This is a genomic window from Treponema pectinovorum (genome assembly GCF_900497595.1).
In the GTDB taxonomy this organism is placed as follows: Bacteria; Spirochaetota; Spirochaetia; order Treponematales; family Treponemataceae; genus Treponema_D; species Treponema_D pectinovorum.
Genome location: NZ_UFQO01000001.1, coordinates 428,113 through 446,433, shown reverse-complemented (window position 1 = coordinate 446,433; position 18,321 = coordinate 428,113). Strand labels below are relative to the sequence as shown.

Sequence of the window (18,321 nt, the reverse complement as noted above, 5' to 3'; positions counted from 1 at the left end):
AAAATAACAGCATTAAATCATTTCATCGAACAAAACACCAATCGCTTTTCTAATTCGTACCTTTAGGCGTTGTATATCCTCTGAAGGAATTTGCTTTATAACTTGATTTGTTGAAGAGTCAAAAACGGTTACAACCACCTGATTCAATTCCTTATTCAAACTGAATTGAACCTTTCGACCCGAAACAACATCCGAAAGTCTTTGCAGTTGACGAACATCCTCTTGAAGTTGGGCGTTATTGTCAGAAATATTTTGAACCACTTGTGCAGCATCTGCCATAGGCACATTTAGCTCCGTTTTTGGCGGAGATTTTCCTGCCTGAGTTGCGGTGGAGTTTATATTTAGGCGGCCATCCATTGCCGGCTGCCCGATGGAAGTTATATTCATAGGGCGTTTCCTCCTGAAAATAAAAAAGGAGAAGGGGGGCGCACCCCTTCAACTTTACGCTTTTTATACAAAAGACAACATCCAGAAGTCTCTTTTAATATATAAAAATGCGGTTTTACTATCTGAGCAATGCGAGTACGTTCTGCGACTGGCTGTTAGCCTGTGCAAGCATTGCAGTTCCAGACTGTGTAAGAATCTGGTTTTTTGTGTATTCAACCATTTCGCTTGCCATATCTGTATCGCGGATACGAGATTCAGCAGCCTGAAGGTTTTCTGCAGCTACACCTACGCCGTTAGAAGCCATTTCAAAGCGATTCTGATATGCACCCAAGTCTGCGCGCTGTTTTGATACTGTCAAAAGAGCGTTATCTACAGATGCTATAGCCATATTTGCTTTGTCTGGCGATTCGATTCCAATCTGTTCTTCGGAACCTTGTGCTCCCTTCAATCCAAGAGCCTGGGCGGTCATAGTGCCGATATATACACGAGCGTTTTGGTCAACATTTGCTCCAATTTGGAACTGCATTACGCGTCCTGCAACCGAATTTTGAGCGAATGCACCTGTAAGCATATTCATTCCATTGAATTGTGCCTGAGAGGCAATTCTGTCAACTTCTGATACAAGTTGAGAAACTTCAACTTGAATTTGCATACGATCTTCATCGGAATAAATTCCGTTTGATGATTGAACTGCAAGTTCGCGGATTCTCTGAAGTATATCTGTAGTTTCCTGCAAATATCCTTCTGTTGATTGAATAAAAGAAACACCGTTTTGAATATTTCTGTTAGCCTGATTCAATCCACGAATTTGGCTGCGCATCTTTTCAGATACTGCCAATCCAGAAGCATCGTCGCCGGCGCGGTTAATGCGCTGACCTGAACTGAGTTTTTCGATGTTTGTCTGCAACTGAGCATTTGAAACTCCCAATGTGCGATTTGAATACATCGAACTCATGTTGTGATTAATAACCATAATTATTGCCCTCCATGCATAAAAACTTGTAACATCATGCCACAAGTTCTGCCTTTGTGTGGGCTGTAGACAGTTGTTGCGCCCCCATCTACAGATTTAGACCCATCAGCAGAAACCGTTATTCGTATGCCTTGTACACACTAATAACCGTCCATGCTGTCACAAAGGGATGGATTGCTCATTTCAAAGAACACATAGCATTTCTAAATAAATGCCAAAAGGTTACAAAATCAACATAATCACTTATGCAATCACGAGATTTTTCAAATAATCAAATATCAAGTTGTGAACTGATTATATCAAACAATTTCGATAAATCAAATTCATAAACTAAAAATTCTTGAGTGTTTTTAAGTTGAAAAGGAATTGAAGAGTAGAACAAGAAAACACCGCAAATCTGTCAAAAAATTGTGGAAAATAAAAAATTAACCCAATCTTTTGACAGACTACTATACAGCACTATCTAAGCAAAGACAATACGTTTTGAGACTGTGAATTTGCCTGAGCAAGCATTGCTGTTCCTGCTTGTGTGAGTACCTGGTTCTTTGTAAATTCAACCATCTGTGCAGCCATATCAGTATCACGGATGCGTGATTCAGAAGCCTGCATATTTTCAGCTGAAACATCAAGACCACGAACTGCATATTCCATGCGGTTCTGGTATCCACCAAGGTCGGCGCGCTGCTTGTTAATCTTTTTAAGAGCTTCGTCGATAGTTCCGATTGCGCGGTTGGCCAAATCAGGTCCTGCCAGACTCATAACATTTTCATTACCGATTTCTCTGATACCGAGTGCTTCAGCAGTCATAGTGCCAATGAATACCTGCATACGCTGATCCATGTTTGCTCCAATGTGGAACCACATAGAACCTGTAACAACGTTTTCACCTGTAGACTGAGCAAAGCGACCTGTAAGCATGTTCATACCGTTGAACTGTGCCGAAGAAGCGATGCGATCTACTTCTGCAACTAACTGAGATACTTCAACCTGAATCTGCATGCGATCTTCATCGCTGTAGATACCGTTAGAAGACTGAACTGCAAGTTCGCGGATTCTCTGCATGATGTCAGTAGTTTCCTGCAAGTAACCTTCAGCTACCTGAATAAAACTGATTCCATTTTGAGCATTCTGAGAAGCCTGATTCAATCCTCTGATTTGACTGCGCATCTTTTCAGATACTGCCAATCCAGAAGCATCATCACCTGCACGATTGATTTTTTCGCCAGATGAGAGTTTTTCCATGTCTTTCTGAAGACCTAAATTTGTTACCCCAAGCTGTCTGTTGGAGTAAAGAGCTGACATGTTGTGGTTGATGACCATAGTTTTTTCCTCCGTGGAAATGTGCGACCAAAATCCTTTTTGATCGAATTTGTAAAAGGAAACTTCTGTATTACAAGGCTACATCCATTTCCTTTTACATTGACTCCTTTGCCCGATATCTTCTACGAAGTTGTCTCGTGCATAATTCGTCCCCACAATCATCGGCACCAAATATATAAACCTTTAGCAAAAAATCAAAAAATATTTTAAAGCCATAATTGGATTTTTATATTTTTTTATGGGCGGCTTTTTGCTCCATTGCATTGTGCAAAAATCGGGCTTTGCGTGGTTCCGCTAACGCTCCATCGTCCTCGTCGCTTGCGCTCCTGCGGTCGACGGCTTCGCCGCCCCTCCAATCCCTGCCGCTGTAGCTCGCAGGCAGGATGCGAGGCTACCAAGTAGACCCTTTCGCTGTGCACAAGGATGTGCGACTTACAATTTTATCGGTTTTATCACGAAATCGAATTTAGAATAGTTGCAATCTGCCTTAGAGCTTTTCCTCTGTGCGAAATTTTATTTTTTTCATCTGCAGAAAGCTCTGCAACAGTTTTTTTGTATTCTGGAAGGTACACTATAGGATCGTATCCAAAACCACCGCTTCCAGCCTGTTCATTTATATCTTTTATCAATTTGCCTTCAAAAGTTTCTTGTGCAATAAAAAATTTTTGTGGATTAAATAAAAGCACCATCGAACAAACATAAAAGCAATTTCGATTTTCGCTTTCCGTGTCATTGAGTTGTTGTATAAGATAATTATTTTGCTCTTCTTGAGTTATCTTGTGTCCATCAGGATAGCCTTTCATATATAAAGGACCAGCATACCTTGCAGAATAGATTCCTGGAGCATTGTTCAAAGCCTCAACGCATATCCCAGAATCATCTGCAATAACTGTTTCATGCACTAAATCCCAAAGTGAACGAGCCTTTATCAGAGAATTTTCATAAAAAGATTCTCCTGTTTCAACCGGGTCAAAATCAATTCCCAAATCTTTCGGAATCAATACTTCATAATCTTTAAGAATTTCCTGAACTTCTTTTTGTTTGTGTCTGTTTCCTGAAGCTAAAAATAATCTCATGTTTTTAATATAGCTCAAAAAAAAATCACTTACAATTAAGGTTTATGGGCATTCTATAAACGAAAAAATATCCTTTCGCTTTTTTTGATGATTTAGATAATAGCTTACTTGCCTGAATTTTATTCCAGAAGTAAATGAAATTTCTTTTGTGGTGGGGCAGGAGAAAAATCTGTGTTCAAGCTCTTCGTTTATTTTTTCCCAGCTTTGAGTTTGAGCTTTATACTTTTTTAAAAGTAGAGAATAAGAAGCTGTGTTTTTTTCTAAGCGATTTAATTGATATAAAAATTTTTTGCGAAAGAAAAACGCTTGGTTTCTGCGTTGAATCATTGTTTTTCTTCGTTCTAATTTTCCTTCTGTTTTTGCACGCAGCTGATTTATTTCACTTTTAAAATCTGAAACTTCAATATCAAGAAAATTCGCAACTTTCGATATTATTTCATCATCTATTTCGTTGCAGGCTTTGCAGGCGCAGATGTGAATCAAATCTTTTAAAATCTGTTTTTTCTTTGGCGAAAGTTTTATTTTTTCTCCGCAAATTTTCTTTTCATCTTCTATTGGTTCTATAACTTGCTCAGAAAGCCTTTGCTCGTAATCGAGAATGTTGTTTTCGTTAAGGCAATTTTCGCCAGCGATTTTTTTTAATTCTTTTCTAATCCATGATGCAAATGCTCTTTTAATGCAGGCTCGCAAAAAGAAATCAAAAGGAACAGAGCCTTCTTTGTATTTTTCAATAAAAATAGAAAATTTAGACGAAATTGAAATCAAAAATTCGCTTTTTTGATCTTCATCTAAAGACGAAAGACAATAGTTTTCTGGATTTTTATATAGTTCACACCATAAAAAATCTTTTGCTTCTAAGATAGAAATTTTGCCTTCGTTTACAAGTTTTGGTAAGTCTTTTACACAGATAGATTTGTCCATTGCTATATCTCCTTTTGTCTCTGATTTAGCAATTTCTGTGCCAATGCAAAAATTATGTTTTTTTTGATATTTTTTTTGTTTTAAAAGTCTGAACTTGCAAAAGCAGGCAAAAATCAAACAATTTTTTTTTAAATTGCTGCAAAATATTTTTTATTTGTGAAAAAATAAGACTTTTCCTAAAAAAATCTTGCAGTCTAAATTTAGAAAATTGATTTTTCTTTCAAAAACTTTCAAAAATCTTGCAAAATCCAACAAAAAATAAAAAAAACTGCCAGTTTTGTGGCAGTTTCTAAAAGATAAAAATAAAATTCGATAAAACTTATTCTCAAAAAAAATCAAAATATTTGTAGTCTATAATTTCACTCAAAAAAAATAGTCTAAATTATAAAACCTTTGCGAATTCTTTTTTGATTTCTGGAATCAGGTTTTCAAGCCGACCTTGCACGCTCAATCCCGAAGCGTTTTTGTGTCCGCCTCCACCAAATTTTGCTGCAATCGCACTTACGTCGCAGTCTTTTTTTGAGCGAAGCCCTGCTGTACAGGTAAACTCCGTATCCTGCCGTAAAAATACAACCACTTCAACTCCAGTCGTAGAAAGTAAGATTGAATAAAGGCTGTCGCTATCGCGTCCTTCCTGTCCAAATTTTTTCGTGTCTTCTAAGGTTTCCCAGGTTATAACGAGTTTATCATTGCACGCCCTCTCTGCTCTCGTAAGCAAAACTCCCAAAAGCTTTCGTGTTGAATAAGGTCTTCCGCCTGTAATTTTGTCGTAGATTTCTCTGGGATTTACACCTGCTTTTACAAGCCTTGCAGTTTGCAAAAATACCAGCTGTGAATCGTTTCCCAAAAATTTAAAATATCCAGTGTCTGTGCTTTGCCCTAAAAATATATAGGTCGCTGTTTTTTTGTCCAAATCGCCTATAAATTTTTCATAGAGTTGCTGCAAAAGACAGCAAGTTGCTGGAGCCGTTGAATCTATTATGCAATTTTCTTTTACATCCGCAGTAAGATGGTGATCTATTGTAAAGGTGTCTAAATTTGAAAGGTCTCCGTCAATTTCGCCAAGCCTGTGCATTTCTGAACAGTCGAGTATGATAAGTCCTGTTTTTTTTCTTTCCGGTTCGCTTAAAAATTGCGGTGTCGAGGTGAAAAAAGACTCTGTTTCTGCAATTTCATTTCTTTTAAAAGGTCCTGCATTTATAAGTTGATATTCAAGGTTCATCTTACTTAAAATTTCGCCCATCACAAGACAACTGTAAACGCAGTCTCCGTCAGGTTCCTTATGACCTGCAATAAAGAAAAACTCGTGTTTATCTAAAAACGCCTTAAAGGCGTCAAATTGTGCTTCGCTTATTATATTCATAAGAATTCCTTAAAATTTATTTGGGTACAAAAAAGAGCCATCACAAAGACGGCTCTCATCCTATTTTTTATAAAAATAATATCTTTAGTATATTATGTCAAACGTATCCTTACTTACGTCCACTTGAGCATTGCTGTCTGCAACCCCCCAAGCAGAATTTGCACGGCTTTCTGGCATAGTAAGTATCACCTGATCGAATTGACCCCCACGGTATAGAACTGTCATATAAGGATCCATTCCTTTTGGAAGTTTTCTAAATGCAAGTTTATGCGGGGATTCTTTATACCATCTTTTTGGGATTGCAATATTTCCTACTTCCCTATGCCCCTTTGCATACATAACGATGTAAGCATCTTTTTGATCTAAAACTTTGTAAACTACAACGTTTTTGTAACTTAAATTTGATTCTTGATACGGATACTTGTACTGTTTTTCTGCAACTTCTGCTTTTTCCTGTGCAAAAACCGTAAAGGAAAGCCCAGCGAAAAGAGCTACAGAAATAAGTGCAACGATAATCGTTTTTTTCATTTTAAGCATCTCCTGTTGCGACTATATAAGCGCTAGCATTATTGCTTTTATCGTATGTTTTCTGTTTTCGGCTTCGTCCCAAACCTTGCTTTGTGGACCTTCAAAAACGTCTTCGGTAACTTCTTGCCCAATTACTGCTGGAAGACAATGCATAAAAATCGTCGTGCTTTTTCCTGTTGCAGCCATAAGAGCTTTGTTTACCTGATACGGTTTAAGCAATCGGGTTCTTTCGTCTTTGAGTGCTTCTTCACCCATAGAAACCCAAACATCAGTATAAAGGCAATCAGCACCTTTTACAACCGAAATATCATCTGAAATTTCAATTTTTGCTCCGCTTTGTTTTGCTATCGGTTCGCAGATATTTTGAATATCCTTAGGTGGCAAGAGTTCTTTTGGTGCATAGATTGCAAAATCGATTCCGAGTTTTGCGGAAATTATCATCATAGAACGGGCAACATTGTTTCTTCCATCGCCACAGAATACCCATTTTAAACCTTTTAATTTTCCAAAATTTTCTTTTAACGTCATAACATCTGCAAGAGCTTGTGTTGGATGAAATTCATCGGTAAGTCCATTTATAACAGGAATATTTGAATATTGTGCTAACTCTTGTACGTGTTCCTGTTTAAAACCTCTAAATTCAATCGCGCTGAACATTCTTCCTAAAACTCTGGCGGTATCTTTTACGCTTTCTTTGCCACCGAGTTGAATGTCCTGTGTTGACATAAAAACAGGATGTCCGCCTTCCTCTCCAAATGCGGTCTCAAATGAAGAGCGAGTTCTTGTCGAGCGTTTTTCAAAAATTAAGGCTATGGTCTTTCCTAAAAATCTTTGATGAATTTCGCCTTTATGCGCTTGTTTTTTTACGAGAAAAGAGTAGTCGAGGAATTGTAAAATTTCTTCTGGCGTATAATCTAGCCAACTTAAAAGTGAGCGACCTTTAAAATTCGATTTGAATTTTTCTGCTTTAATCATATCTTCCTCCAAATGAAAAAGAAAAATAAAGTTTTTAATCAGCCATCTGCACAAAAGCAAAAAAGAGCCAATTAAAAAAGGCTAGCCAAATTGACTAGCCTTAATCTTTAGGGGCAATAGGACTTGAACCTATGACATACGGAATATGAGTCCGGTGTTCTACCAGCTGGACTATGCCCCCATGAGATTTTTCAATGATAGCAGAATGTAAAAATCAAGTCAATCTTCGTTTTAGAAAAAATTAAAATTTTACCTTAGATTTGCGCCTAAAATCATCGTTTTTGCGAAATAAACCAAATCTTCGCTTTCTTTTTCAGAATATGGCGGAAGAGAATTGTATAAAGGCTCTAAGCAGTTATCATTTATAAAACGTGCAAACTGCCAACTTGCATCTTTTGGAAGTATTGAAGCGATATTTTTTATATCTTGTTTTTTTATAAGTGTAGGAACTAAAACCGTCCTGAATTCCCTTTTTTCTGGTGGAAGGTTTGAAAGGATTTTTACGGATTTTATAAGTTTTTCTTCAATCTCGTTTTTTTCATCTTGAATATGGGGCAATAAAAATTTTGCATAATTTTGAGGGCTGGTCTTTATATCCATCGCTATAAAGTCCGGCTCTGTTTGTTCGTCTTTTAAAAGCTGCTCAAGTTTTTCTGGGAAGGTTCCGTTTGTATCGAGTTTTACCTTATATCCTAAGTTTTTTGCAAAGGCGATTATGTAAGGAGTATTTTTGTTTAATAACGCTTCGCCGCCAGAAATAACAAGTGCGTCGAGAACATTTTTGCGTTTTTCTAAATGAGATTTTAACTCTTCGATTGTTACAAAGTCTTCTTCATCTTCGCCTTTTACCAAGGAAAGATTATAGCAATAAGGACAGCGCAGATTGCAGTTTTTAAAAAAAATTGTGGCGCAAACCTTGCCAGGAAAGTCTACTAAAGACGTTCTAACAAGTGCGCCAATTTTTTCGCTCATCGTTTTATCTATGCAACTACGGCAATAGGAGCGATTACAGATTTTATTTCTTCTACGCTGTGTCCTCTGCCAATTTCGTTACCTAGGTTGTCGTAAAATATTGCCGTTGGAGCAGAAAATACTCCTTTTTGAGCGGCTTGCTTTAGACCTTGAGCAGTATCGACATCGATTACAGTTCCGCCAAATTCAAGATTTTTTATATATTCTTTTACTGGAGGACAATTAGGGCAGGTTTTTCTCATAAAAAACTCATAATGAATGCCAGAGTCTATTTTTTCTTCGTTTTGAGCAGTTCTTGCATCATTTTTTGATGATTCTGCGTGGCCTGCGATAGATTTTTCTGCGTTGAATACTTTTCTATTTGTAAACTCGTCGTGCTTTCCTTTGTTCCAGTTTCTTATTGCACGGTAATATCCCACAATTCTAGCGTAAACTTCTGTTTGTGTTCCGTGAACATCTTCAAGTTGTTTTTCTAGTTCGGCAATTTGAGCTTCAATCTCTTCCAGAGTCATTTTTGATTCTGCCATTTTCATCTCCCACTTTGTTTTTTTTATTTTAAAGCATCTCTTTGTGCTTTTAACTTTGAAAGTTTTTCTCTCAATTCTTTTTCTTTTTCCATTTTGCACCTTGGACATTCAAAATGCTCGCCTGCTATATAGCCGTGGATTGGGCAGATTGAATAAGTAGGGCTTATAGTGAAGTAAGGAATCCGATAATTTGTAAAGACTTTCTTTACCATATCCCTACAGGTTTTCCAATCTTTTATCTTTTCGCCCAAGAACATGTGAAATACCGTGCCGCCAGTATATTTTGTCTGAAGTTTTTCTTGATGATCGAGCGCTTCAAAAACATCTGCGGTGTAGTCTACAGGAAGTTGAGAACTGTTCGTATAGTAAGGTTCGTTTTTTCCGCTTGTTATTATAGTTGGATAGTTTGTTTTGTCGTGTCGGGCAAGCCTGTACGAAGTGCTTTCTGCGGGTGTTGCTTCCAGATTAAAAAGTTCGCCAGTTTGCTCCTGATAGTCTTGAATCCTTTTTCGCATATAATCCAAAAGATTCGATGCAAACTCATATCCTTTTGAATCTACTATGTTTACGCCTAAAAAATTTAAGCAACATTCATTCATTCCGCAAAGACCTATCGTGTTAAAGTGATTATCGAGTGTTTTTAGATAGCGCTTTGTATAAGGAAAAAGACCGTTGTTCAATAGTTTTTGAATGACTTTTCGCTTTATGCAAAGGCTTTCTTTTGCAAGATCCATAAGGTAGTCGAGACGCGCAAAAAACTCTTCTTCGGTCTTTGCAAGGAAGCCTATTTGAGGAAGATTTATCGTTACAACTCCTAGCGAACCCGTAAATTCATCTGAACCAAAAAGCCCACCACCTCTTTTTCTCAATTCTCGTTTATCAAGGCGTAAGCGGCAGCACATTGAGCGCACATCACTTGGGTCTAAATCTGAATTTATAAAATTCTGAAAGTAAGGAATTCCATAAGCACTTGTAATTTCAAACAGGAGTTTTGAGTTTTCGCTATCCCAGTTAAAATCCTTTGTTATGTTGTATGTCGGTATAGGATATGCAAAACCTCGTCCTACCGCATCGCCTTCAAGCAAAAGCTCCAGAAAAGCTTTGTTTATCATATCCATTTCTTTCTGGCAGTCGCCGTAGGTAAAATTCTGTTCTTCGCCGCCGACTATTGCAGGTTTATCTTTTAAATCTTGTGGGCAAGCCCAGTCGAGAGTGATGTTTGTGAATGGCGCTTGAGAGCCCCATCTGCTTGGAGTATTTACGCCGTAAATATAGCTTTGAATGCACTGTCGAACTGCTTTGTAGTCGAGATTATCTGCTTTTACAAAGGGTGCGAGGTAGGTGTCGAACGAAGAAAAGGCTTGTGCTCCTGCCCATTCGTTTTGCATTATGCCCAAAAAGTTTACGATTTGATTTACCAAAGTTGAAAGGTGCTTTGCAGGTTTTGAAGTTATCTTATCTGGAACTCCGCCTAAGCCTTCTTTTATCAGCTGCCTTAAAGACCAGCCTGCACAATATCCGGAAAACATCGAAAGGTCGTGTATATGAAAAGCACAGGTTTTATGAGCATCTGTTATTTCTGGAGTATAGATGTTTTTTAGCCAGTAATTTGCTGTTACCGTTCCAGAGTTATGAAGGATAAGTCCCCCAAGAGAAAAGTTAACATTTGCGTTTTCCTTTACTCGCCAGTCTGACTGTGCAAGATAGCCGTCCATCGTCGCATTTATATCGAGCATCAACGATTTTGAATCCCTGATTGCTTCGTGTTTTGCTCTGTAAAGTATGTAGGCTTTTGCAACTTCCACTTCTTTTGCTTCAATAAGGGAATTTTCAACTATGTCTTGAATTTCTTCGATAGCAGGAATTGAATGCGCACGCCGACCAGCCAGCAGAATGCGCAGGTTTTCTTCAACTTTGTCGGTAAGAAGTTTTGCTTTTTCTTCGTTTGGAATTTTATTTACAGCCATCATGGCTTTGTTTATTGCAAGTTCAATTTTTGTGCGATCGTATTTTTCGATAGAACCGTTGCGTTTTACAACTTGACGCAAAAATCCTTTTGTCTCTTGTGCGTTATTAGAGGCAAGAAAATTTCTCCATTGTGGAAAAATCGACAAATCGTCACTAGAATTTTCTGAATTTTCAAAGTCGCTCAATCTTATAATCCCTCCGAGATTTTGTTATCGTTTTTTTCCTGCTTTGAATTTTTATCTGTTTTTGATTTTGACGTTTTGTTCTTTTTATCGAGACTGTTGACTTCTGTTATAAATTCGTCGAGATTTTCAAAATGCTTATAAACCGAAGCAAATCTGATATATGCAACTTTATCGACTTCGTATAGACGCTGGAGGACGAGTTCGCCAAGTTCTGTCGTAGAAATTTCTCTATTGGCCTTGCCTGACAAAACCGCCTTGTCTTCAATCTCGTTTACGATATTTTCTATCATATTTGTTGCGACAGGTCGTTTCTCAAGTGCGCGCTCTATTCCTTTTTCAAGTTTTGTTCTGTCAAAAGGCTGCCTTCTTCCATCTCGTTTTACAACCATGAACGGCTTTTCTTCGATTCTTTCATAACTTGTAAATCGGTAGCCGCAACTTACGCATTCACGGCGACGGCGAATTGACTCTCCGTTTGCCATTGTGCGCGATTCTATAACTTTGTCGTCTAGGCTTCCGCAGTATGGACAGCGCATAAATTAAATTTATCCCCTCAAAATAGCGTTTTTAGATAACATTCTAATCATAAAACACTAAATCTATGATTGCAATAGAATTCGCTCAAAAAAGAATTTAAGTTTTTTTAAGGAATCTTTTAGTATCACATAGGCGATAAAAATCATAAGGGTATAAGGAAGCCAGTCGCCAAGCAGGCAGGCAAGGGTTAATTTTCTTTCGTAAATTGGAATTTTTGCCGATAAAACTTCTTCTTCAAAAAGCGGAATCGAATCGATTATTTTTCCAGTAGGATTTAATACGACAGTAAAACCGGAATTTGTGCATCGTGCAAAGGTTGTTCTAAATTCAATCGCTCTATATGCGGAAACTGCAAAATGCTGATATTCTGCGGACTGCGTTTTTGACCAGGAATCGTTTGTTATGTTCATAAAAAGTTCTGTTCCTGCCAAAAAAAGCCCTCTAAAGACGTGCGAATATGCGTCATCAAAACAAATTGGAGTTGAAACTATGACAGAGCTTTGTTTTTTTTGCGATTGCTGATTTTTTCTTTCCACAAGCGAAATCAATTCTGTTCCTGAAAAATCTTCCTCTTGAGATTTTACTGGAATTTCAAAAACTGTATTTTTATTCCCTTGTGTCCAGCCGTAAGAAAAACCTGCTATTTTTTTTATGAACTTTCTTACGCTTTCGTATTCTACAAAAGGAATCGATTCTGCAAACGGTACAAGGTGAAGTTTTGAATAAGCACCTGCAAAATCTCCGTCTTTTGTCAGGAGAATCGCTGCATTTGAATATTTGTGCAAGTCTCTGTCTATCGTTAAAGCTCCGCCGATTATAAACGGCAGATTTTTTTCCTTTATAAAAGCTAAAAGAGGTTTATCTTCTGGAAATTTTTGATAGTAAATTTTTGAATAAGGCCAGTATTTGTTTAAAACTCCTTCGCTCCATACAACGAGGTCTGCTTTTTCGCCTTGATTTTCAAAAATTTCAATTCCTTTTTCTGTAAGATTTTGTGAAACTTCTATCGCTTCAAGTTCATTTGAGCGATATGTGTCCATGTTCTGCTGAACCATAATCGTGTTTATCATTTTTAAAGGTTTTCTTTCTTTTGTGTATTGAAAAACTCCATAGCTAAAACTTAGCAAAAAAAGTGAAAAAATCGCAAAAAAAGAAAGTTTTAAATTTGCACGGTCTTTTTTAAAAGTGAAATTTCTAAATCTCGTCGCATAGATTATTACGCCTTGTGCGACAAAAGCACTAAAATATGCAAACAAAAATGAAACTCCATATTGGCTTGTTATGTCGGCAATTTGCATCATAATAGGCCAGTTGAACGCTGTCATAGAAAGAGTTCCCCAGGGATATGCCAAAAATCCTGTTGATTTGCACCATTCATAAATCACATAAAGTGCTGCAAAATAAAATATCTTAAGACTGCTGGAAAAATTTTCGCGATTTTTTTGATTTGAATACGGAAAGTATAAAAATAGACCTACGAATGCTTCAATAAAGGCTGTTCCAACAAGGCTTGCACCCAAAGTAAAAGCTGCCAGTCCCTGAAAATTTTTTAGCCAGAAACTCGAGACAAGATGTGTAAAACCTCCGTGCAAAAAGCAAAGCCAAAATGCTCCTTTGTAACTTTTTGAACGGGATATTGCTATGTACAGAGGAACCAGTGAAAAAAGTGCTAATACTGGGCAACCGAGTTTGTAAAGCTCATTTGGAATGGAAAGCGAAAGGAGTGTGGCAGAAAAAAGAGAACAAAAAACTTGTAAAAAACAAAACATTATAATATCATTTTATAAACAATAATTGCAAATGGCAATAATTAAAAATAAATATTCGGTGGGAAAAGTATGGATCAAGCGCTGCTTGCACAAGAGGAACACATTGCAGAGTACAAAAAAAGACCTTCGGTAACGGCAGTTGCAAATGGGCGATTTCATCTTATAGGCGAACACAGCTGGTTTGCAAAGGATAAAACTCTTTCTATGGCTGTAGACCTTCCTGTTTATGTGTGCGTTTCTGCTAGGCAAGACGCATCTCTTCGTTTTTATTTTAGTCAGCTTGAAGATCGAAAAAAATCAACCTTACCTTCGATAAAATTCAGAAAAGAAGACAAATGGGCAAATGCAATAAAGGCAATCGTATACGGATTTACATCTGGCGGTTTTGAACTAAATGGAATGGATTTTACAATTTATTCTGAAGTTTTGCCTTCTGCTGGCTGTGGAATAACAACTGCTATAAAAATCGCCTGTGCTTATGCTATAAGAAAACTTTTTAATCTACCGTGCTCAGATGCACAGCTTTTGCAGGTTGTAGAGCGGGGAAACAAGCTATTTTTAAACATCGAAAATTATATTGCAGATAATTTTGCAGCGATTTACTCAAAAGAAGGAAATGTCGTTTTAACAGATTATGGCAAATATTCGTGCGATTTAATTCCGTTTGATTTTGAAGATAAGGTTATACTTTTAACAGACGCAAAAGTTCCCAGGGTTGAAATGTGGAATGAAGAATCTATTCAGCAGCCAGAAAATGTTCTTTTGCTTGGAGAACTAAAAGAAAGAAAAACTAACGCGTATGGAGGTTGGATTTACGAGGATAATCCAACTGAAATAAACGAAGTTTTGTCGGTTGTAAAAGAAGATATGAGGCGAAGATTGACTTGCATAATGAAAGAGCATAATTTTGTCATGGAAGCACAAAAATCGCTAAATGCAAAAGAATTTGGTGGTTTTGCCAGAGCTGTAAACCACAGCCATAAAAGCATGCGGGACGGCTATGAACTTTCCTGTCCAGAAATAGACTGGATTTTAAAAAGATTGCAGGAAATAAATCCGAATATCGAAGATTCTAGAAATCCAGTTTCTTGCGGCCGCATAACAGGCAAGGGCTTTGGTCGCATGACTTATACGATAATGAATCGCTGCGATGAAGAAAATTTTAGAAATACTTTGGTAGAATACGAAAAGATTTTTGGTTTCAAACCTTCATGCTATGAAGTAAAACCGTCTGGTGGAGTAAAAATTCTTGGTTAGCAAAAAAAAACTTAACTTGCTCTTAACAAATGATGATGGAATAGATTCTTTGGGAATAAAAATTCTTCAAGAAAAGCTACAAGACATTGCAAATATTTATGTTTTGGCTCCTGCCTCAAATCGTTCTGCTGTCTCGTCGCACATAATAATGGACAGTCCTTTAACCTTTGTAAGAAAAGGTGAAAATTCTTTTTCATGTTCTGGCTATCCTGCTGACTGTGTTATTTCTGCCATGCGTTCGAGCATTTTTGACAACGTAAAATTTGATGCGGTGATTTCTGGAATAAATAAAGGTTCAAATATGGGAACAGATTGCATATATTCCGGTACTGTTGCTGCTGCAAGACAGGCTGTTTTGTATGGAATTCCAGGAATCGCTTTAAGCTTAAAAAGTCCAAAAGGCGAGTATTGCCATGAAGGCTACGATTTTGATGCACTTGCAAACTTTGTAAAGGATAATATTTTTTTGTTAATATCGTTATACAGACCAGATTGCGTAATCAGCATAAATGCGCTCTCTCAAACATCCTATAAAGGTGCAAAATTTACATCCTTGTGCATAAGAGACTATAAGGATAAAATCGAGTTAGCAAAAATTTCTGAAGATTCTTTTGAAAGTTGTTTTAGAAGCGGAACTTTAAATACTACTGGCAAAGAAGAAAACGAATACGAGGCTGTTTGCCATGGGTATATTGCAATAACAAGGTTTCACGCAGAGCCTGTAGATTTTGTAGATTATAAGAGCCAAAATGTAAGTTTTGTTTTTTAAAACATTTTTGTGCGAGGTGGGTAGGTGAGCAATAAAGAAAAAACTTCGATTCTTTCGGAAGGTATAGAACTCTATAACAAAGGCGATTACACTTCCGCCCTTACTTTTTTTATCTCGCTCCCAGAAAATTCTAATTGCGACAACATCGAACTCGCCTACTACATTGGGCTTTGCTATGCAAGGCTTGAACGCTATGACGACGCTCTTTTGTATTTGGAGCAGGTTGTTACCGCAGAAAAAGAAAGTCCTCGAGTTTTTCAATGCCGGTATCTTCTTGCAGTTATCTATGCTATGACTGGCAAAAAGCGGCTTGCGGATTTTGAATTGAACAAATTGCTGGAAACAGGCTATCGTCCTGCTAGCGTTTATTCTTCTCTTGCATATATAGCTTGGCAGCAAAAAGAAATTGAAAAATGCATTGAATATTATAAAAAAGCTTTGGACTATGAGCCGGAAAATGTTACCGCTCTAAACGGAATGGGATATGTGCTTGCTTGCGAGGAAAAAGATTTGACCAAAGCACTTTCGTATTGTAAAAAGGCTTTGGACAGACAACCGAACTCTGCAGCTTGTTTGGATTCGGCAGGTTGGATTTATTTTAAACTTGGATTAAAAGAAGATGCACAAAAATATCTGCTTCAGGCTTATTCATTAAAACCTCAAAATGAAGAAATTCTCGAACATCTAAAAATCGCACAGGTGGAAATAAAATAAGATGAAAAAAGACAGATTCTTTAAGTTTTTTGTTTTCGTTGTAATTTTTTTTAATTTAAATTCGATTTTTTCACAAAATTTTGCTTTTACCAGTCAAGAATCAATGGCTTTGAGTGCAACTGGAGCGCGTTCTGCAAATGCAGGTTTTGCCGAAGAAGAATTTAGAATGGGAGTTCAGTCCTATTATCGTGGCAGTTATAACGATGCAATCCTTCAGTTTGAAAAGGCTTTATCGTATCTTCCTTCCGAAAACATAATAATAGATTGGCTTGGAAAAGCGTATTACCGAGCAGGGCTTGAAGGAACCGCCCTCGCACAGTGGAAACTTGCAAGCGACAACGGCTATGGCGGACTTTTGCTCCAAAACAAGATAGAAATTGTTCGGGAAAGACGAATAAATGACAATTCGGATGAAAATACTTTTAAATACACAGAAAGTGGCACATATAAGGGAAACTCATCCGACGGAAAAAATCTGATATTCAGCCAGCCTGTTTCTCTTCTGCCAAATCCTGACGGAAGTGTTTGGCTTGTTGCTTACGGTTCTAATGAACTACTGCGGATGGATATAAACGGTTTTGTCTATGAAAGGAGCAATGGTTCTCTTACTGGTTTTGACAGACCAATGGATATAATTCGCCTTAATGATGGGAACCTTTTGGTTAGCGAATTTGCAGGAGACAGACTTAGCCTTTTTAATTCAAAAGGAAGATTTTTAAAATCATTCGGGAAAAAAGGCGCAGGCGTTGGAAATATCATAGGCCCGCAGTATTTGGCAACAGACGATTCTGGTAACATATACGTTTCTGACTTTGGAAATTCCAGGATAAACGTTTTTGACAAAGAAGGGACGGGGCTTTTTTTCTTTGGCTCTTCAAGGCTAAAAGCGCCTACAGGAATTGCGATTGTTGATTCGACGGTTTTTGTTGCCGATTGCGTAACAGGGGCAATATACAAGTTTGACACTTCTGGAAACTATCTTGGACTTTTATGCAGGGAAAAGACTTTTGTTCATCCTGAAGCGATAAAAAAATGGGGAAATTTTCTTGTAATCTGCGACAAAAATAAGATTTATTCGATAGATGTTTCGACTGGTAGCATTTTTGAAAACGCAAATACTGGCAATGCGCCTTCAAAATTGACCTGCTGTGTTCCAGATGTCAACGGAAATCTTTTGGCAAGTGACTACCTCACAAACGAAATTTATGTTATGGCAAAAATGTCTGAACTTGTTGGCGGACTTTTTGTTCAGATAGAAAGAGTGAATTCTCAGAAATTCCCAGAAGTTACGCTCGAAGTAAAGGTTGAAAACAGGCACAGGCAGGGGCTTGTAGGCTTAAAAGAGCAAAATTTTGTCGTTACAGAAAAAAAAGGTGCTGTACAAAATTATCGTTTTTTGGGTGCCGCTTACGCAAACGACTTTGCTGACATCACTTTTATTATAGACAGAAGTTTAGAAACTGAAAATTATTCACAAGCGATAGAAACTGCAGTTAGAGAAATCGCTTCTGCTATGAAAAACAAAGGAACTGTAAGGCTTGTAAGTGCTGGTCGAGTTCCAGTTCAGGAATACGAAGGCGCGCCTTCTGGACTTGAAAAATTCAGTTTAAAATCTGTAAAAAATCCGCTCACCGCAAATTATTCGATTGACGGTGCAATCAGGCTTGCAGCAAATTCCTTGATAAATGCTCAGCCAAAACGCGCGATAATTTTAATTGGAACTGGAAATGTAGGAGCTAACTCTTTTGAGCGTTACAATCTTACGGATTTAACTTCATATTTAAACAACAATTCGATTAGTTTTTCCACTGTTTCTGTTTCTAATTTCGCGACTTCAAAAGAAATTTCGTATATCTGTGAACATACAGAAGGAAAGTCTTATTATGTGTACCAAAGCAGAGGGCTTTCATCCGTAATTGAAGACATAATCAATATTCCAAATGGAATCTATATGCTTTCTTATACATCTTCACAAAGCAAAGCCTTTGGAGAAAAATATCTTCCTGTAGAAGTGGAAACTTATCTTATGAATCGCTCTGGCAGAGACGACAGCGGATATTTTGCTCCGTTGGAATAAGTG

17 protein-coding genes and 1 tRNA gene are annotated in these 18,321 nt (G+C 37.4%); 4 read left to right on the top strand and 14 right to left on the bottom strand.

Annotated features, from left to right (window positions below; all coding sequences use genetic code 11):
• Positions 1-12 precede the first annotated feature (12 nt).
• The 14 genes from FXX65_RS01960 to lnt all read right to left on the bottom strand — a co-directional run bounded on the left by FXX65_RS01960 (position 13) and on the right by lnt (position 13,501).
• A complete protein-coding gene (locus FXX65_RS01960) occupies positions 13-387 on the bottom strand; it encodes a flagellar protein FlaG (protein WP_147614856.1) in 375 nt (124 codons plus the stop codon).
• Between the two features lie 118 nt (positions 388-505).
• Positions 506-1,360 carry a flagellin N-terminal helical domain-containing protein gene (locus tag FXX65_RS01955; protein ID WP_147612361.1) on the bottom strand — a complete coding sequence of 285 codons (855 nt, stop codon included), beginning with the start codon at positions 1,358-1,360 and terminating at the stop codon, positions 506-508.
• Between the two features lie 459 nt (positions 1,361-1,819).
• Entirely contained in the window at positions 1,820-2,680 is an 861-nt protein-coding gene (locus FXX65_RS01950) for a flagellin N-terminal helical domain-containing protein (RefSeq protein ID WP_147614855.1), read from the bottom strand.
• 452 nt (positions 2,681-3,132) lie between these two features.
• Positions 3,133-3,756, bottom strand: a complete 624-nt coding sequence (rdgB, locus tag FXX65_RS01945) for an RdgB/HAM1 family non-canonical purine NTP pyrophosphatase (RefSeq protein ID WP_147614854.1) — start codon at positions 3,754-3,756, stop codon at positions 3,133-3,135.
• A 42-nt stretch (positions 3,757-3,798) separates the two neighbouring features.
• On the bottom strand, positions 3,799-4,677 hold the full coding sequence (locus FXX65_RS01940) for a hypothetical protein (protein ID WP_147614853.1): 879 nt from the start codon (positions 4,675-4,677) through the stop codon (positions 3,799-3,801).
• Positions 4,678-5,059: 382 nt separating this feature from the next.
• Positions 5,060-6,040, bottom strand: a complete 981-nt coding sequence (locus FXX65_RS01935) for a DHH family phosphoesterase (protein ID WP_147614852.1) — start codon at positions 6,038-6,040, stop codon at positions 5,060-5,062.
• An 84-nt stretch (positions 6,041-6,124) separates the two neighbouring features.
• On the bottom strand, positions 6,125-6,568 hold the full coding sequence (locus tag FXX65_RS01930) for a hypothetical protein (RefSeq protein WP_147614851.1): 444 nt from the start codon (positions 6,566-6,568) through the stop codon (positions 6,125-6,127).
• 21 nt (positions 6,569-6,589) lie between these two features.
• Positions 6,590-7,543, bottom strand: coding sequence for an ornithine carbamoyltransferase (argF, locus tag FXX65_RS01925; RefSeq protein ID WP_147614850.1), 954 nt, complete (start codon positions 7,541-7,543; stop codon positions 6,590-6,592).
• Between the two features lie 108 nt (positions 7,544-7,651).
• Positions 7,652-7,724, bottom strand: a tRNA-Met gene (locus FXX65_RS01920).
• Positions 7,725-7,792: 68 nt separating this feature from the next.
• Positions 7,793-8,515 (bottom strand): anaerobic ribonucleoside-triphosphate reductase activating protein, encoded by a 723-nt coding sequence (locus FXX65_RS01915; protein ID WP_147614849.1) that lies wholly within the window; start codon positions 8,513-8,515, stop codon positions 7,793-7,795.
• Between the two features lie 8 nt (positions 8,516-8,523).
• Complete coding sequence (nrdD, locus tag FXX65_RS01910) at positions 8,524-9,042, bottom strand: anaerobic ribonucleoside-triphosphate reductase (RefSeq protein ID WP_147614848.1); 519 nt, start codon at positions 9,040-9,042, stop codon at positions 8,524-8,526.
• Positions 9,043-9,065: 23 nt separating this feature from the next.
• Positions 9,066-11,195, bottom strand: a complete 2,130-nt coding sequence (locus tag FXX65_RS01905) for a ribonucleoside triphosphate reductase (protein WP_147614847.1) — start codon at positions 11,193-11,195, stop codon at positions 9,066-9,068.
• 2 nt (positions 11,196-11,197) lie between these two features.
• Positions 11,198-11,731: a transcriptional regulator NrdR gene (nrdR, locus tag FXX65_RS01900; RefSeq protein WP_147612371.1), complete on the bottom strand. Its 534-nt coding sequence runs from the start codon at positions 11,729-11,731 to the stop codon at positions 11,198-11,200.
• 63 nt (positions 11,732-11,794) lie between these two features.
• Positions 11,795-13,501, bottom strand: coding sequence for an apolipoprotein N-acyltransferase (lnt, locus tag FXX65_RS01895; protein ID WP_147614846.1), 1,707 nt, complete (start codon positions 13,499-13,501; stop codon positions 11,795-11,797).
• 69 nt (positions 13,502-13,570) lie between these two features.
• Here lnt and FXX65_RS01890 point away from each other — a divergent pair, with 69 nt between their 5' ends.
• Genes FXX65_RS01890 through FXX65_RS01875 form a run of 4 tightly spaced genes read left to right on the top strand, consistent with a single transcriptional unit; the run spans position 13,571 to position 18,318 of the window.
• On the top strand, positions 13,571-14,758 hold the full coding sequence (locus FXX65_RS01890) for a galactokinase (protein ID WP_147612373.1): 1,188 nt from the start codon (positions 13,571-13,573) through the stop codon (positions 14,756-14,758).
• Positions 14,751-15,527 (top strand): 5'/3'-nucleotidase SurE, encoded by a 777-nt coding sequence (gene surE, locus FXX65_RS01885; RefSeq protein WP_147614845.1) that lies wholly within the window; start codon positions 14,751-14,753, stop codon positions 15,525-15,527. The genes FXX65_RS01890 and surE overlap by 8 nt, the downstream gene beginning before the upstream one ends.
• Before the next feature lie 24 nt (positions 15,528-15,551).
• Positions 15,552-16,241: a tetratricopeptide repeat protein gene (locus FXX65_RS01880; RefSeq protein ID WP_147612375.1), complete on the top strand. Its 690-nt coding sequence runs from the start codon at positions 15,552-15,554 to the stop codon at positions 16,239-16,241.
• A 1-nt stretch (position 16,242) separates the two neighbouring features.
• Positions 16,243-18,318, top strand: a complete 2,076-nt coding sequence (locus tag FXX65_RS01875; protein WP_147614844.1) for a hypothetical protein — start codon at positions 16,243-16,245, stop codon at positions 18,316-18,318.
• The last annotated feature ends 3 nt before the right edge of the window (positions 18,319-18,321 follow it).

Excerpts from the sequence above, each read along its gene's own strand:
- FXX65_RS01960 (WP_147614856.1), bottom strand. The coding sequence starts at position 387 with ATGAATATAACTTCCATCGGGCAGCCGGCAATGGATGGCCGCCTAAAT.
- rdgB (WP_147614854.1), bottom strand. The coding sequence starts at position 3,756 with ATGAGATTATTTTTAGCTTCAGGAAACAGACACAAACAAAAAGAAGTT.
- nrdD (WP_147614848.1), bottom strand. The coding sequence starts at position 9,042 with ATGGCAGAATCAAAAATGACTCTGGAAGAGATTGAAGCTCAAATTGCC.
- nrdR (WP_147612371.1), bottom strand. The coding sequence starts at position 11,731 with ATGCGCTGTCCATACTGCGGAAGCCTAGACGACAAAGTTATAGAATCG.
- FXX65_RS01950 (WP_147614855.1), bottom strand. The coding sequence starts at position 2,680 with ATGGTCATCAACCACAACATGTCAGCTCTTTACTCCAACAGACAGCTT.
- argF (WP_147614850.1), bottom strand. The coding sequence starts at position 7,543 with ATGATTAAAGCAGAAAAATTCAAATCGAATTTTAAAGGTCGCTCACTT.
- FXX65_RS01935 (WP_147614852.1), bottom strand. The coding sequence starts at position 6,040 with ATGAATATAATAAGCGAAGCACAATTTGACGCCTTTAAGGCGTTTTTA.
- FXX65_RS01930 (WP_147614851.1), bottom strand. The coding sequence starts at position 6,568 with ATGAAAAAAACGATTATCGTTGCACTTATTTCTGTAGCTCTTTTCGCT.
- lnt (WP_147614846.1), bottom strand. The coding sequence starts at position 13,501 with ATGTTTTGTTTTTTACAAGTTTTTTGTTCTCTTTTTTCTGCCACACTC.
- FXX65_RS01955 (WP_147612361.1), bottom strand. The coding sequence starts at position 1,360 with ATGGTTATTAATCACAACATGAGTTCGATGTATTCAAATCGCACATTG.
- FXX65_RS01940 (WP_147614853.1), bottom strand. The coding sequence starts at position 4,677 with ATGGACAAATCTATCTGTGTAAAAGACTTACCAAAACTTGTAAACGAA.
- FXX65_RS01915 (WP_147614849.1), bottom strand. The coding sequence starts at position 8,515 with ATGAGCGAAAAAATTGGCGCACTTGTTAGAACGTCTTTAGTAGACTTT.
- FXX65_RS01890 (WP_147612373.1), top strand. The coding sequence starts at position 13,571 with ATGGATCAAGCGCTGCTTGCACAAGAGGAACACATTGCAGAGTACAAA.
- FXX65_RS01875 (WP_147614844.1), top strand. The coding sequence starts at position 16,243 with ATGAAAAAAGACAGATTCTTTAAGTTTTTTGTTTTCGTTGTAATTTTT.